At 71.3% G+C, this 14,477-nt stretch carries 7 protein-coding genes and 1 pseudogene; 6 read left to right on the top strand and 2 right to left on the bottom strand.

The window, feature by feature from the left end; genetic code table 11:
• Together ACTHK2_RS11805 and ACTHK2_RS11800 are read left to right on the top strand one after the other, a co-directional pair.
• On the top strand, nt 1-2,154 hold a 2,154-nt coding region (locus ACTHK2_RS11805), incomplete at its 5' end, for a protein kinase domain-containing protein (RefSeq protein WP_440245910.1).
• Between the two features lie 4 nt (nt 2,155-2,158).
• Nucleotides 2,159-2,950, top strand: a complete 792-nt coding sequence (locus ACTHK2_RS11800; protein ID WP_440245909.1) for an NRDE family protein — start codon at nt 2,159-2,161, stop codon at nt 2,948-2,950.
• A gap of 4 nt (nt 2,951-2,954) precedes the next feature.
• Here ACTHK2_RS11800 and ACTHK2_RS11795 read toward each other — a convergent pair whose 3' ends face one another.
• Both ACTHK2_RS11795 and ACTHK2_RS11790 read right to left on the bottom strand, forming a co-directional pair.
• Entirely contained in the window at nt 2,955-5,039 is a 2,085-nt protein-coding gene (locus ACTHK2_RS11795) for a glycosyltransferase (RefSeq protein WP_440245911.1), read from the bottom strand.
• 423 nt (nt 5,040-5,462) lie between these two features.
• A pseudogene (locus ACTHK2_RS11790) lies at nt 5,463-6,308 on the bottom strand (glycosyltransferase); the annotation flags it as partial.
• 1,286 nt (nt 6,309-7,594) lie between these two features.
• Here ACTHK2_RS11790 and mrcB point away from each other — a divergent pair.
• From mrcB to ACTHK2_RS11770, 4 genes are all read left to right on the top strand, one after another.
• The gene (gene mrcB, locus ACTHK2_RS11785) at nt 7,595-9,880 is read left to right on the top strand and encodes a penicillin-binding protein 1B (RefSeq protein WP_440245908.1); all 2,286 of its coding nucleotides are present in this window, start codon (nt 7,595-7,597) and stop codon (nt 9,878-9,880) included.
• A gap of 62 nt (nt 9,881-9,942) precedes the next feature.
• Nucleotides 9,943-10,458, top strand: a complete 516-nt coding sequence (locus ACTHK2_RS11780; protein WP_440245907.1) for a tetratricopeptide repeat protein — start codon at nt 9,943-9,945, stop codon at nt 10,456-10,458.
• A 151-nt stretch (nt 10,459-10,609) separates the two neighbouring features.
• Nucleotides 10,610-12,517, top strand: coding sequence for an ATP-dependent DNA helicase (locus ACTHK2_RS11775; RefSeq protein ID WP_440245906.1), 1,908 nt, complete (start codon nt 10,610-10,612; stop codon nt 12,515-12,517).
• A gap of 82 nt (nt 12,518-12,599) precedes the next feature.
• On the top strand, nt 12,600-14,204 hold the full coding sequence (locus ACTHK2_RS11770) for a sulfotransferase (protein ID WP_440245905.1): 1,605 nt from the start codon (nt 12,600-12,602) through the stop codon (nt 14,202-14,204).
• Nucleotides 14,205-14,477 lie beyond the last annotated feature (273 nt).

Raw genomic sequence — 14,477 nt, 5'->3', positions numbered from 1 at the left:
CTGACCGACTTCGGCATCGCGCGCGCGTTCGATTCGAGCCTGCGCATGACCAAGACCGGCGCGATCGTCGGCACGCCGCACTACATGAGTCCGGAGCAGGCGCGCGGTCGTCCGATCGACGGCCGTGCCGACCTCTACAGCCTCGGCATCGTGCTCTACGAAATGCTGGTCGGGCGCGTCCCCTACCATGCCGACGACTCGCTCGCGGTCGGCATCAAGCACATCACCGAACCCGTGCCGCAGCTGCCGCGCGCGCTCGCTGCATTGCAGCCGCTGCTCGACTGCCTGCTCGCGAAGGAACCGGAAGACCGCTACCAGACCGGCAACGACGTCGTCGCGGCGATCACCGAAATCGAGCGCCGCGAGCCTGCGACGGTGGTGCTGCGCGCGGTGCCGGCCGGCGTCGAGGACGATGCGCTGCCATCGATGCGTCCGTACAGCGACACGCCCGCGCTCACGCCGATGCCGGTTCTCGCCGCAGGCCTGCCCGACCGGGCCGAGCGCGGCGAGCGCCACGAACGCAACGAACGCAACGAACGCAACGAACGCAACGAGCCGGCGATCGGCCGCCTCGACCAGATCACCGCCGCGCTCGAAGCCGAGCCGATGCGAGCCGACCGCGACGCACCCGCCGCACGCGAGGCGCGCAAGCCCCGGCGTCGGCGCGGCGTCGGCGCGCTCGTCGCGCTCGCGCTGCTCGGCGCGACCGGTTTCGCCGCGTGGCACTGGCAGGATTGGCTGCGCCACCTGCTCCCGCGCACCGAGTTCAACGATACGCTCGCGCGCGCGCAGCGCGCGCTCGAGGCCGGCCATCTCACCGGCAACCAGGGTGACAGTGCGCGCGAGCTGTACCTCGCCGCACGCGCGCAGGACCCGGACAACGACACCGCGCGCCGCGGCCTGGACACCGTCGGCCACAAACTGCTCGAGCAGGGCGAGGCTGCACTCGCGCAAGGCGACGCCGCCGCCGCGCGCGCCGCGCTCGACGCCGCGCGCGACCTGCTCGGCGGCGGAACCGGCGTCGACCGCCTCGCGCAGGCGCTGAAGGAACGCGAAGCGAAAGGCGACGAGACCGCGCAGGCGCTCGAACGTGCCGCTGCCGCCCTCGACGCAGGTCGGCTGTCGGGCGCCGAAGGCGCCGCGGCGCTCTACCAGCGCGTGCTCGACGGCGACCCCGCCAATGCGCTCGCCCAGGCCGGGCTGCGCAAGGTCGCCGATGCGCTCGCCGCGCAGGCGCGCGCCGCGCTCGCGGCGAAGGACCTCGCCACCGCCGCCGCGCGCAGCGCCGAGATCTCCCGCGTGCTGCCGTCGTGGCCCGGCCTGCCGCAGCTCAACGGCGACCTCGCGCAGGCGCGCGATGCCGCACGCGCTGCGCTCGAAGGCACGCTCGACCGCGCCGACGCGCAGGTGCGCGCGGGCGTGCTCGCCGGCAGCGAGGATTCCGCGCTCGAGCTCTACCGGGCCGTGCTCCGGGAAGATCCCGCGAGCGTGCGCGCGAAGCAGGGCCTGCGCGCGGTCGCGCAGGCGGTCATAGTGCAGGCGAACGCCGCGAACCACGACGACAATGCGCAGGAGGCCGGCCGCCTGCTCGACGAGGCGACGCGGCTCGCCGCCGACTCGCCCGACCTGCGCGCCGCGCGCGTCAACCTGCGCGAATTGCGCGAACGCCTCGATATCGCCGCGGAGCGGCCGCCGATCACGCCGGCGCAGAGCGCGCAGATCCAACGCCTGCTCGCGGATGCGACGCGCGCCGCTTCCGCCGGCAACCTGATTCTGCCGCCTGGCGACAGCGCCTACGACAAATACCGCGCCGCGCTCGCGATCGATCGCGACAACCGCGACGCGCAGGCCGGTCTCGAGCGCCTGCCGATCCACGCGAAGGAACTGTTCGCGCAGGCGCTCACCGACGGCGCGCCGCAGCGCGCGCGCGCGCAACTCGACGCCGTGCGGCAGATCGCGCCCGAGGATGCCGCGATCGCCGGCATGAGCGAGAAGCTCGCGAACGCCTTCCTCGACCAGGTCGACGCACGCATCGGCGAGGGCCGCCGCGCCGACGCGACGCGCGCGCTCGACGCCGCGCGCGAACTCAGCCCCGCCAACCCGCGCATCGCGCCGCTCGAAGCGCGCCTGCGCGCGCTGGACGCGAGGGGCTGACGCCGTGTGCCTGCTGCTCGTCGCGGTCGACGCCGCGCCCGGATTGCCGCTGCTCGTACTCGGCAACCGCGACGAATACCATGGCCGCGACAGCGCGCCGGTCGCGCGCTGGGACGAGGACAAGCGCGTCGTCGGGGGACGCGACCTCGTCGCCGGCGGCTCCTGGCTCGCGCTGCGCAACGACGGCCGCTTCGCCGCGGTCACCAACCTGCGCACGGGCGTGCCCGCGACTGCGCCGAAATCGCGCGGCTCTCTCGTGCGCAATTTCATGCTCGGCGATGCGACGCCGGTCGTTTACCTCGACCTGCTGCGCACGCAGATCGGCGACTACGGTCCCTTCAACCTCGTCGTCGGCGACCGAGAAGGCGTGTTCGCGCTCGGCAGCTCCGAAGGCTTCCTCCGACCGCTGCGCCGCGGCGTGCACCTGATCAGCAACGGCGCGATCGGCGTGCACTGGCCCAAGACCGAGCGCCTGCAGCGGCGCTTCGGCGAACTCGTGCGCAGCGGCCACGTCAACGACGAGGCGAGCGTGCTCGACCTGCTGCTCGACGAAACGGCGCCGGCCGACGAGGAATTGCCGGATACCGGCGTCGGCCTCGATCTCGAACGCCGCCTCGCGCCGATCTTCATCCGTGGCGACCGTTACGGCACGCGCGCAGCCAGCCTGCTCGTGCGCCACCAGGACGGTTCGGTCGCGTTGCGCGAGCGCCGGTTCGGGCCGAATGCGCAGGCGGACGGCGAGGAACGCTGGGCCGCGCCGGCGAACGCCGCGTTCGAGTCCACCGCGGCGTTCTGATCCTTCAGCGCTCGAGCAGCTTCTGCACCGCCGCGCGGGCGGCGGCGAACGAGAAGTGGCGTTCGACGTTGGCGAGGCCGTTCGCCGACAGCGTGTTCCACAACGCCTCGTCGCGATACAGGCGCACGACTTCGGCGGCGAATGCGGCCGCCCCGTCGGCGACGAGCACGTCCTCGCCGGCGCGCACGTGCATGCCCTCGACCGCCGCCGATGTCGCGACCACGGGCAGGCCGCAGCTCATCGCCATGTTCACCTTGCCCTTGACGCCCGCGCCGTAGCGCAGCGGTGCAATCGAGATGCGGCATCCGTCCATGTACGGCAGGATGTCCTCGACGAAGCCGTGCACGATCACGCGTCCGTCGGCGAGTGCGCGAATCGATTCGGGCACGCGGCTGCCGATGACGTGCACGCGCACGTCGGGCAGCGCGGCGCGGACGGCGGGGAACACGTCGCGGACGAACCATTCGACCGCGTCGGTATTCGGCGGATGCTGGAAGCCGCCGACGAAGACGAGGTCGTGGCGTCCGCCGAACGGTCGCCGGCAGCCGTACACCTCGTGCACATTCGAGAGCACCTCGACGCGCGCGCCGGGCGCGTCCCGCGCGAGCAGGGCCTGCTCGACCGGGCTGACGACGAGGGTGACGTCGCATTCGCGGATGAGCCTGAGTTCCTGCGCGCGCGTCGTCGCGGCATGGCGTGCGAGCGCGGCGTCGCCGGCGAGTTCGGCCGCGCGCTGTTCGCGCAGGTAGTGGAGGTCGACCGTGTCGAACACGATGCGCGCCTGCGGCGCGTGAAGGCGCACGAGGCCGAGGTAGGACGCGGCGACGTAGTGGCGCGAGAGGATCACCAGATCGAATTCGCGGCCGCGCTCGCGCAGCAGCTTGAGCGGGTCCTGCGCGTACGGTGCATACAGCGCCTCCACGCCGAGTTCCTGCAGTGCCGGCGTGTAGCGCTCGACCCAGAGCCGGTTCTCCGGCAGGAAGCTCGTCTGGCAACCGAGATCGGCGAGCACGCGCATGAAGTTGACCATGCGAAGCGAGCCCGAGTCGTGGTCGGGCATCGGCGTGGTCGCATCGACGATCAGCACGCGCTGCCTGGCGCGATGCGTCGCCGCGACCGTGATCGGCGTGCCGGGCCGCGGCTGGCGCGCGAGCGCGTCCTTCCACTTCAGGGCGAACTTCTCGCGATTGACGACCTGGTAGCGCTTGGTGCCGCTCGCGGTGTCGGTGCCGGAGGTGATGCCTTCGAAATGGATCACCACCGAGGCGGGTTCGACGTGCACCTCGAGCCCGGCCGCACGGACCGCGAACGCGAGGTCGGTGTCCTCGTAGTAGGCGGGCGCATAGCGCGCGTCGAACCGGCCGAGCCGTTCGAACAGGTCGCGCCGGAGCAGGATCGCCGCACCCGAGCAGTAGTCGACTTCGCGCCGGAACGAATATCGCGGGTCCTCGGGGTCGCCGAAGCGGCCGACGTTCCAACCCGAGGCGTCGTCGAACACGATGCCGCCCGCTTCCTGCAGGCGGCCGTCCGGATAGACGAGCTTGGAGCCGACCATGCCGCAGCGTGGCGTGCGTTCGATGCAGCGCACCAGCGCGTCGAGCCAGCCCGCGGTGACGACGGTGTCGTTGTTGAGGAACAGCACGTACTCGCCGCGTGCCTCGGCCGCGCCCGCGTTGCACGAACCGATGAAGCCGAGGTTCTTCGCGTTGCGGATCGAGCGGATGCCGCCGACGCCGGCGAGGCGCTGCGGCGTGGCGTCGCTCGAACCGTCGTCGACGACGATGACTTCGAACGGTGTGTTGCCGGCGTGCTCGCCGAGCGAACGCAGGCAGGCGAGCGTGTAGGCGACCTTGTCGTAGACCGGGATGACGATCGACACGCGGGGCGTGTCAGTGGTCGGCAGCGCGAACGGCGTCGCGTCGTCCGTGGGTTCGGGATAGGTCGTACGCGGGCGCGCGGGGCCGCCGCCGCGCAGTTCCTGCACGATGCGTGCGAGGGTGCCGGCGAGACCGCGCTGGGCGAGGCTGCCGCGCGTGCGCGCGAAGGCGCTGCGCGTGCGGGCGAGGCGGAACGCGAGCGATTCGCGCAAGGCGCGCACGCGCGCGTTCGCGCGGCGCAGCGGCGCGGTGATGCGCCACGACGTGCTCGCGAGCATCCGTTCGTGGACGGGCTTGATCGCCTGCAGTTCCTCGTTGAGCGCGAGCGCCCAGCGCGTGCGGTCGTCGAATTCGCGCCGCAGCTGCGCGAGCTCGCGATCGAGCGCATGGCCCCAGTCGCCACGGCGCTCGCTTTCCTTCGTCGTCTCGTCGAGTCGCGCCGCGAGCGCGCGCGACTGCGCGTGCGATCGGCCCAGCGCGTCCGCGTCGACGGCCGCTTCGAACACGGCGCCACCCGCGTCGACGAGCGGGTAGCGCAACGGCGGTCGCGGCTGCAGCGACAGCACGCGGTGCCAGGCCGCCGCCATCGTTTCGATCGTGTCGGTGCCGACGGCATGGGCGCGCACGCGCTCCAGGGCGCCGCGCTCGTCCGCGAGCGCGGCGACGCGTGCGACGAGCGCCGCGGCATTCGCCTCGACGAGGAAGCCGTCACGGCCATCGTCGATGCGCTCGGCGAGCGCGCCGACGCGCGTCGCGATGACCGGGACACCGAGGCTGCGCAGTTCCGACAGCGTGTAGCTGAAGGTTTCGGCGACCGTCGGCAGCAGCAGCGCCGCATCCGGCTGCAACCGTGCGAGCAGTGCGGGCAGTTCGTCGCGGCGGTAGTCGAGCAGCACATGCACGCCGCGTTCGCCGAACAATGCGTGCGCGTCGGCGCCGGCACCGAGCAGGAACAGCTCCGCGTGCTCGCGCAAGGCGGGCAGGGCGGCGGCCAGCAGCTGCGCGCCCTTGCCCTTGCGGACGCGGCCGGTCATGACCAGGCGCAGGCGGTCGCGCGCAGGCGGCGCATCGATGCGCGGGTGACCTTCGGGCCACGCGGCGAGGCCGTGCGCGACGAGCCGTGAAGGCAGCGCCGAGAGTTCAGGCGCGAGGCGCAGATGGTTTGCGAGCGCGGAGCGGCTCGGCGCGACGAGCGTCGCGCGCGCATCGAGCGCGGCGGCGACGAAGGCGTCGCGCAGGCCGCGCCAGTGCGCGGGATCGCGGTTCGCGAACTCGCCGTCCTCGCCCTGCGCCGCGAGATCGGCGGCGCGTTGCGCGTCGTCGAAGCGCAGCGCCGCATCCCCGAAGTCGCGATGCAGGGTCGGCCACAGCGGGTAGTGATCGTGCACGACGCAGGTGGTCGGCAAGCCGGTGCGCAACGCGTCGAGGCTGTGGCCGATCAGCGAGGAGACGATCACCGCGTCGATGCAGTACGTGCGCATGACTTCGGTGAGCAGGTCGCGATAGGCGCGGTCGGACAGCGCGGTATCGGCAATCGGGCGCGGCAGCGGCCAGCGACGCAGCGGCGGGCCCGCCATCGAGCCGTCGACGAGTTCGAGCCATTCGCCGTGGCGGCGGCGTGCGAAGCTGCCGCGCGCGACGAGCACGAGATGGTGTGCCTGCGTATCGGCCGCGGCGAAGTCGCGCACCCAGCGCTCGGCGCCACCACCCCAGCCGTGCAGCACGTGCAGGATCACGGGCTTCGTGTCGAGGCCGGTCCGGGCCGGAACGCTCCCCGCGGCGAGCGCCGCGCCGACGCGGCGGCGCAGCGGATCGAGCGGGGACGGGGGTTCGGGATCGCGCCGATCGCGGTTCGCCGCCTGCATCGGCGCGAGCGACGCTCCGCTGCGCGCGAAGACATGGTCGAGCACGACCACCCGCAGTCCGGCGGCGTCGACTGCATCGCGGTCGCCGACGTCGGTGCTGCCGAGCCGGGCGAGCCGCTCGCCATGCCAGGCCGAGATCGGGCCTTGCGCATCCGGAACGGGATCATCGATGAGCACGCGCGCCGAGTGCGCGAAGCACAGCGCATCGAGCCGCGCGACGTCCCCGTCGACGCCCTCGCCGTCCGGTACGGGGCGGCGCGAGGCGTCGTCGAGCGGGCGGGCACCGACGACGTCCGGCGCGTCGAGTGCGTGCAACAGTCGCTCGCAGGCGAGGTCGGGCAGTATTGCCTGCGCATCGACGAGCACGAGATGCTCGTTCGCGAAGCGCCGGCGCGCCTCGCCGAGGAGATCACCTTCGCTCGCGCCTTCGCCCAGCTCCGGCACGCGCTCGACGTCGCTCCAGTCGACCGCCGCCGCGCAGGCGCCGAACAGGGCGATGCGCGCGCGCGCGGGCAGGCGGCCGCGCAGCGCATCCAGTTGCGTCGCCGATGCGGCCGCGCGCGCATGGATGCATACGCGCAGCGGTGCCTCGCGCGACGCCGGTCCGGTGGACGGCGGGGCGGCAATCGGGCTGGCGCGCATCGAGGCTCCGGTGAAAGGCACGGGTGAAGCGGTGATTATCGCCGATCCGGCGCGGATCCTCCCTCCCGCGCCCCGACGCATTCGGCGCGTTGGAAATGGGCGCCGGGCGCATTCGCAGCGTCGAAACCATCCCACCCAACCGTCCCCTCGAAGGGGCCGGATCGAGAGCAGTGCGTGCCTGCGCGCATCTCCCCGCCACGGCGGCACGCGGCTACACTCGTGCGACTCCTGTCCCGATCGCCGCCCCACGGTAGACGCGCTTGTCTTTCCTGTCCCGTTCGCTCGACGCCCTGCGCTTCACCTGGCGCGTGCTGCGCATCCCGTTCCTGGTCGGCGTCGGTTTCGCGGTCGGTTTCCTCGTGCCTTACACGTGGTACCTCGACAGCGAGGTGCGCAGCCGCTTCGACGACCTCTCGTGGGACCTGCCGAGCCGCGTCTATGCGCGCCCGCTCACCCTCGCGCCGGGCGTGCCGATGAATGCGGACATGCTCGGCGCCGAACTCGCCGCCGCCCGCTATGACGAGGATGCCCAGGTGGGGACACCGGGCACATTCCATCGCGAGGGCGCGCGCTGGACGATCATGCGCCGCACCTTCATCTATCTCGACGGGCGCGAACGCGAGAAGCGCATCGCGCTGAGCCTGGCCAACGGCCGCGTCACCGACCTCGTCGATGCCGACAGCGGCGCCGCGCTCGAGCGTGTGCGGCTGGATCCCGCGCGCATCGCCACGCTGTACGGTGCGCAGCAGGAGGACCGCCGCTACGTCACGCTCGGCGAGATCCCGCCGCTGCTGCTGTCCGGACTGCAGGCGGTCGAGGACCGTGACTTCAAGCACCATCACGGCATCAACGTCGGCGCGATCGTGCGCGCGGCCTGGGCCAACCTCGTCGCCGGCCACGTCGTGCAGGGCGGCTCCACGCTGACCCAGCAACTGGTCAAGAACCTGTTCCTCGATCGCGGCCAGCGCTTCTCGCGCAAGCTCAACGAGGCGCTGCTGGCGCTGATCATCGAGGCGCGCTACGACAAGAAGCGCATCCTCGAGGCCTATGTCAACGAGGTGTTCCTCGGCCAGCAGGGCGCGCAGGCGGTGCACGGTTTCGCCGCGGCGAGCGAGTTCTACTTCGGTCGCGACCTGCGATCGCTCGGTAGCGCCGACATCGCGCTGCTGGTCGGCATGGTGCAGGGCCCGAGCCTGTACGATCCGCGCCGCAACCCCGAGCGCGCACTCGGCCGGCGCAACGTCGTGCTTGGGGTGTTCCGCGACACCGGTTTGCTCGACGACGCTGCGTTCGCGGCGGCGAGCCGGCAGCCGATCGGCACCGCGGCGAATGCGACCTTGCCGCGCGACCGCTATCCCGCGTTCCTCGAACTCGTGCGACGGCAGATCCGCGAGGGCTTCCCCGATGCCGAACTCAACAGTGCGGGCTTGTCGATCCACACCACCCTCGCGCCATCGGCGCAGGCGCTCGGCGAGGCGGCGATCGACAAGGCGCTCGCCGGCCTCGGCAAGCGCGGCGAGGCGGTCGAGGCTGCGCTCGTCGTCACCGGCGCGCGCGACGGCGAAGTGCAGGCGATGATCGGCAGCCGCGACGTCGACGAGCCCGGCTTCAACCGCGCGCTCGACGCGTCGCGTCCGATCGGCTCGCTGGTGAAGCCGTTCGTCAACCTCGTCGCGCTTGCACAGCCGCAACGCTATTCGCTTGCGACCGTGCTCGACGACGGGCCGATCGACCTGCCGCAGCCGGGTGGCGGGCGCTGGCGGCCGGAGAACGACGACCACCAGAGCCACGGCCAGGTACTGCTCGTCGATGCGCTCATGCAGAGCTGGAACCTCGCGACGATCAATCTCGGCCAGCGCATCGGCGTCGACCGCGTGCGCGGTTTTCTCGAATCATTCCGGCTCGGCCGCGCGATCAACCCGAACCCCTCGATGCTGCTCGGCGCAATCGACCTCAGTCCGTTCGACGTCGCGCGCCTTTATCAGTACCTCGCCGCGGACGGCCATGCATTGCCGCTGCGCGCGGTGCGCGGCGTGCTCGACGCGAAGGGCAGGCCGCTGTCGCGCTACGAAGTGCAGGCGGGCGGTGGCGACTACACGACCGCGTCGCGCCTGGTCACCTGGGCGATGCAGCAGGTCGCGGTCGGCGGCACCGCGCACGCGATCGACGACTCGGGCCTCGGCTGGCTGCACGCAGCCGGCAAGACCGGCACCAGCGATACCCAGCGCGATTCGTGGTTCGCCGGGTTCACCGGCGACACGCTCGCCGTCGCATGGGTCGGCCGTGACGACAACAAGCCGACCGGCCTGTTCGGTTCCACCGGCGGCCTGCGGATCTGGATCGAACTCATGAAGCGCCTGCCGAGCGCGCCGCTGATCGTGCCGGAGGATGGCATCGAGCGCGCGTACGTCGCGCCGTCCGGCAAGCGCACCGACGCGGTCTGCGCGGGTGCGCGCGAGCTGCCGTTCGCGAGCGGCTATGCGCCGAGCGAGGAGGAACACTGCCCGATCGATCAACTGCGCAACTTCTTCGGCAGCGGCGGTTAAGGCGGTCGTGCGACAATACGCGTTTTCCCGGCTATCGATCGGCACGCCCGGTCCTCGATCGCATGAAGTCGCATCGCCTCGTTCCCCGCGCGCTCGTCCTCGCCCTCGTTGGTTGCGCCCAGCCCGGCCCGCCACCACCACCGCCGCCGCCACCGGTCGATACGCTCGCGGCGCTCAAGGCGATCCGCGCGGCCGGCGACGGGCTCGATTCGGCGGTGCAGGTACAGCCGCTGCGCGATGCCGCGATCGAAGGTTTCATGAAGCGGGCGCACGAAGCCGAAGCGCGGCAGGACTTCGCGGCGGCGGCGAGCGCAGCCGACGATGCGCTCATGCTCGCGCCGGATGCGCCGGACCTGCTGCAGTACCGTGCCGAGATCGATGTCGCGCAGGCGCAATGGAGCGATGCCGAGCGCCTCGCGCTGAAGAGTCACCAGCTCGGCCCGAAGTCGGGCAGCCTGTGCGCGCGCAACTGGCAGACCGTGGTCGAGGCGCGCACTGCGCTCGGCGACGCGCCGACGGTGGAAGCCGCGCGCGAGCGCCTGAAGGAATGTCGCATCAAGCCGTTGTTGCGGATGTGATCGGGGATTTGCGATTCGGGATTCGCAAGAGCGGTCAGTCGCTTGCTTGAAGTACGATGGAAAGCCGCCGCCCGGCACTTTCCACGCCCGTCACCCGCTGCCGGTCACCGGTCACGAATCGCCAATCACGAATCACGAATCTCGAATCACCATGCACAGCGCCGCCGAACTCCTCGGCCCCGAAGGTCCGTTCGCGCGCGAAGTGCCCGGTTTCGCGCCACGCGAAGTGCAGCAGCAAATGGCGGCGGCGGTCGAGGAGGCGATCGCCGATCGGCAGATGCTCGTCGCCGAAGCGGGCACGGGTACGGGCAAGACCTACGCTTATCTCGTGCCGGCGCTGATGTCGGGCAAGCGGGTGATCGTCTCGACCGGGACCAAGGCGCTGCAGGACCAGTTGTTTCATCGCGACCTGCCGCGCGTGCGCGCCGTGCTCGGCGCACGCCTGTCCGCGGCGCTGCTCAAGGGGCGCGCGAATTACCTCTGCCTGCATCGGCTCGACCAGGCGCACAAGGAGGGCCGCTTCGCGAGCCGCGAGCAGGCCGCGCAATTGCAGGCGATCCATGCGTGGTCGCGACGCACGCTCGCCGGCGATCGCGCCGAACTCGCCGAGGTCGCCGAGGATTCGCCGCTGTGGCCGCGCGTGACCTCGACCACGGAAACCTGCCTCGGCGCCGACTGCCCGATGTTCAACGACTGCTTCGTCGTGAAGGCCCGCCGCGCCGCCCAGGACGCCGATCTCGTCGTGGTCAACCATCACCTCCTGTTCGCCGACCTCGCGATCAAGCAGGAAGGTTTCGGCGAGATCCTTCCCGGCGCGCATGCGTTCGTGCTCGACGAGGCGCACCAGATTCCCGAACTCGCCGGGCAGTTCTTCTCGGTCACGCTGTCAGCGCGCCAGCTCACCGAGCTCGTCAGCGACGTGCAGGCCGAATGCGCGAACGTGTCGGGCGCGTTCGCGGTGCTGCAGCCCGTACTGGAGCCCTTGAGTGCGGCGATCAGGCGTCTGCGCCTCGCACTGGACCGCTTTCCGCCGAAGGGCGCGTTCGTGCAGATCGAGCGCGACGCCGAGGTCGAGCGCGAGCTCGCCGAACTCGCCGGCGCGCTCGGCGCGCTGGCCGAAGGCCTCGACAAGCATGCCGCGCGCAGCCGCGGCCTCGCGAGCGTGGCCGAGCGTGCGGCCGAGCAGACGGCGCGGCTCGCCCATCTCACCGACGGCGGCGTCAGCGATGCGGTGCACTGGTACGAGCTCAGCGCGCATGGCTTCGCGTTCCACGCGACGCCGCTCGACATCGCGGCGCCGTTGCGCGAGCTGCGCGCGCAGAGCCACGCGGCGTGGATCTTCACCTCCGCGACGCTCGCGGTCGGCGGACGCTTCACGCATTTCTCGCGCCAGGTCGGGCTGTGGGATCCCGTCGAGCTGCGCGTCGACAGCCCCTTCGACTACGCCCGCCAGGCGCTCGCCTACCTGCCGCAAGGCTTGCCCGATCCGGCCGCGGACGATTACGTCGAGCGCGTCGTCGATGCCACGGTGCCGGTGCTCGAGGCGTCGAACGGGCGCGCCTTCCTCTTGTTCACATCGCACCGTGCGCTGCGCCGCGCCGCCGAGCTCTTGCCTTCGCGCGTGCCGTATCCGCTGTTCGTGCAGGGGACGGCGCCGCGCAACCTGCTGCTCGAAGCCTTCCGCGCCTCGGGCAACGGCGTGCTGCTCGGCGCGGCGAGTTTCTGGGAAGGCGTCGACGTCGCCGGCGACGCGCTGAGCCTGGTCGTGATCGACAAACTGCCCTTCGCCGCGCCCGACGATCCCGTGCTCGTCGCGCGCCTCGAAGCGCTGCGCGCATCGGGCGGCAATCCGTTCGCCGACTGGCAGGTGCCCAACGCGGTCATCGCACTGCGCCAGGGCGCGGGGCGGCTGATCCGCGACGTGCACGATCGCGGCGTGCTCATGCTGTGCGATCCGCGCCTGTCGACGCGTGGCTACGGCAAGCTCTTCCTCGCCAGTCTGCCGCCGTTGCCGCGCACCGGCTCGCTCGCCGACGTGCAGCGCTTTTTCGCGGGTTGATCGGCTGGGGCGGAGCGCTGACGTTTCGACGCGGCTGCCGCGGCTGTGCTAGAACACCCGGATCGCTACGCCACGTTCGCCCATGTCCGGCCGTTCCCTGCACCCCGATCGACGCTTCGCCGGATTGCCGATCCATCTCACGGTCAGCGCCGAGCAGGCGCAGCGCGCGCTCGAACGCGGCGACGCCGCGCGCGCGCTGCGCGAGATCGGGCGCGCCTTGCACGAGGCGCCGGAGCATGCGGAGCTGCTGCGCCTGCAGGCGCTGGCATTGCTGCAACTCGGCGAGCGTGCGCATGCGCTCGAGGTATTGCACGAAGCCGCCGAGCGCGCGCCGGACGACGCGCTGATCAGCTGCCAGCTCGGCGCGGCGCTCGCGCAGAACGGCGACATGGCAGGCGCCGAGGCCGCGTTCCGCCGCGCGGTCGCACAGGATCCGGGGCTCGTCGATGCCTGGTACAACCTCGGCTTCGCGTTCGATCGGCGCGGCGATGCGCACGGCGCGAATCAGGCCTACGAGCGCGTGCTCGCGCTCAGCCCCGGCAACACCGCGGCACGCGTGCGGCGCGCCGAAATGCTCAAGATGCTGGGTCGCCTTGGCGAAGCCGAAGCGGAACTGCGCGCGGTGCTCGCGATCGAGCCCGCCTCGGTGGCGGCCTGGGTCGGCCTGTCGAACCTCAGGACGTTCCGTCCCGACGACGCCGAACTGGAGCGGCTGCTCGCGCTGCATGCGAGCGGCGCGGTGCCGGAACAGCAGCGCGTCGACTTCGATTTCGCCTGTGCCGCGTTGCTCGAGACGCGCGGCCGCCATGCGGAGGCATTTGCGCTGTTCGTGCACGCGAATGCGGGCAAGCGACGCACGGTGCGCTGGAACGCCGCCGCGGTGAGCCGGCTCGTCGACGAGATCATCGAGCGCTTCGGCCGCCTGCCGCCGGCGCGCGCAGATATGCAGGGCAGCGAAGCGATCTTCCTCGTCGGTATGCCGCGTTCGGGTTCCACGCTCGTCGAACAGATCCTTGCGACTCATCCGGAGGTGCAGGGCGGCGGCGAGCGCAGCGACGTCGTGCCGGTGCTGCAGGCCGAATCGAAGCGCCGGGGCCGACCGTTCCCGTCCTGGATCGAGGGCGCGAGCGACGGCGACTGGCGCCGCCTCGGCGAGGACTATCTCGCACGCTGCCACGCGTGGCGCGACGCGCGCCCGCGCTTCACCGACAAGACACTCGCCAACTGGCAGACGCTCGCGGCGATCCGCCGGATGCTGCCGGGCGCACGCGTGGTCCATTGCCGGCGCGATCCGCTCGAGACGCTGTGGAGCTGTTACAAGCACCACTTCAGCGACGCGCAGTCGTTCACCTACGACCTCGACGAGCTGGTCGCGTTCTGGCGCGATTGCGAGCGCACGATGCAGGCTTGGTCGCTGCAGTTCCCTGGCTGGATCCATCCGTTCATCCACGAAGAACTCCTGCGCGAGCCGGAGGCGGCCATCCGCTCGCTGACGGATGCGCTGCAGCTCCCGTTCGATGCGGCGTGCCTCGCCTTCCATCGGAACGACCGCGTGGTGCAGACCTCGAGCGCGAGCCAGGTTCGCCAGCCGCTGCGGCGCGACCTCGCAGTCGCCCATCGCTACGGCGATCTGCTCGAACCGCTACGCCAGCGTATGGCGGCGGCTCTGCGCGGCGTCGCGTCGTGAAAGGCAAATGTCAGCGTTTCTTTACGCGTGCGACACATTGCCGCGACCGGTGGTCCGTGGTATCAAACCCGGATGCCGTGGATTCTGGGCCTGCGTAGAGGCATTGCGCAGGAAGGTCCTGCGGCTACTGCTTCGCCTCCCCGGCGGAGTGCACCAATACTTGATCATTTGGGGAGTTCGTACATGAAGTTGGCAAACGTAACAGCCTTGGCGTCCGCGGTCGGGATTGCCTTGGTCGGAGCGGGCATGTCTTCCAGCCTGGAAGCAAGCGCG

It is taken from the genome of Dokdonella sp. (assembly GCF_051958935.1).
Taxonomy (GTDB): domain Bacteria; phylum Pseudomonadota; class Gammaproteobacteria; order Xanthomonadales; family Rhodanobacteraceae; genus Dokdonella_A.
The sequence above is the reverse complement of the archived record's forward strand: the minus strand, read 5'-3'. Positions and strand labels throughout refer to the sequence as shown.

What these genes read in the sequence shown, in the direction of transcription:
- ACTHK2_RS11780 (WP_440245907.1), top strand. Translation starts at nt 9,943, where the DNA reads ATGAAGTCGCATCGCCTCGTTCCCCGCGCGCTCGTCCTCGCCCTCGTT.
- ACTHK2_RS11775 (WP_440245906.1), top strand. Translation starts at nt 10,610, where the DNA reads ATGCACAGCGCCGCCGAACTCCTCGGCCCCGAAGGTCCGTTCGCGCGC.
- ACTHK2_RS11770 (WP_440245905.1), top strand. Translation starts at nt 12,600, where the DNA reads ATGTCCGGCCGTTCCCTGCACCCCGATCGACGCTTCGCCGGATTGCCG.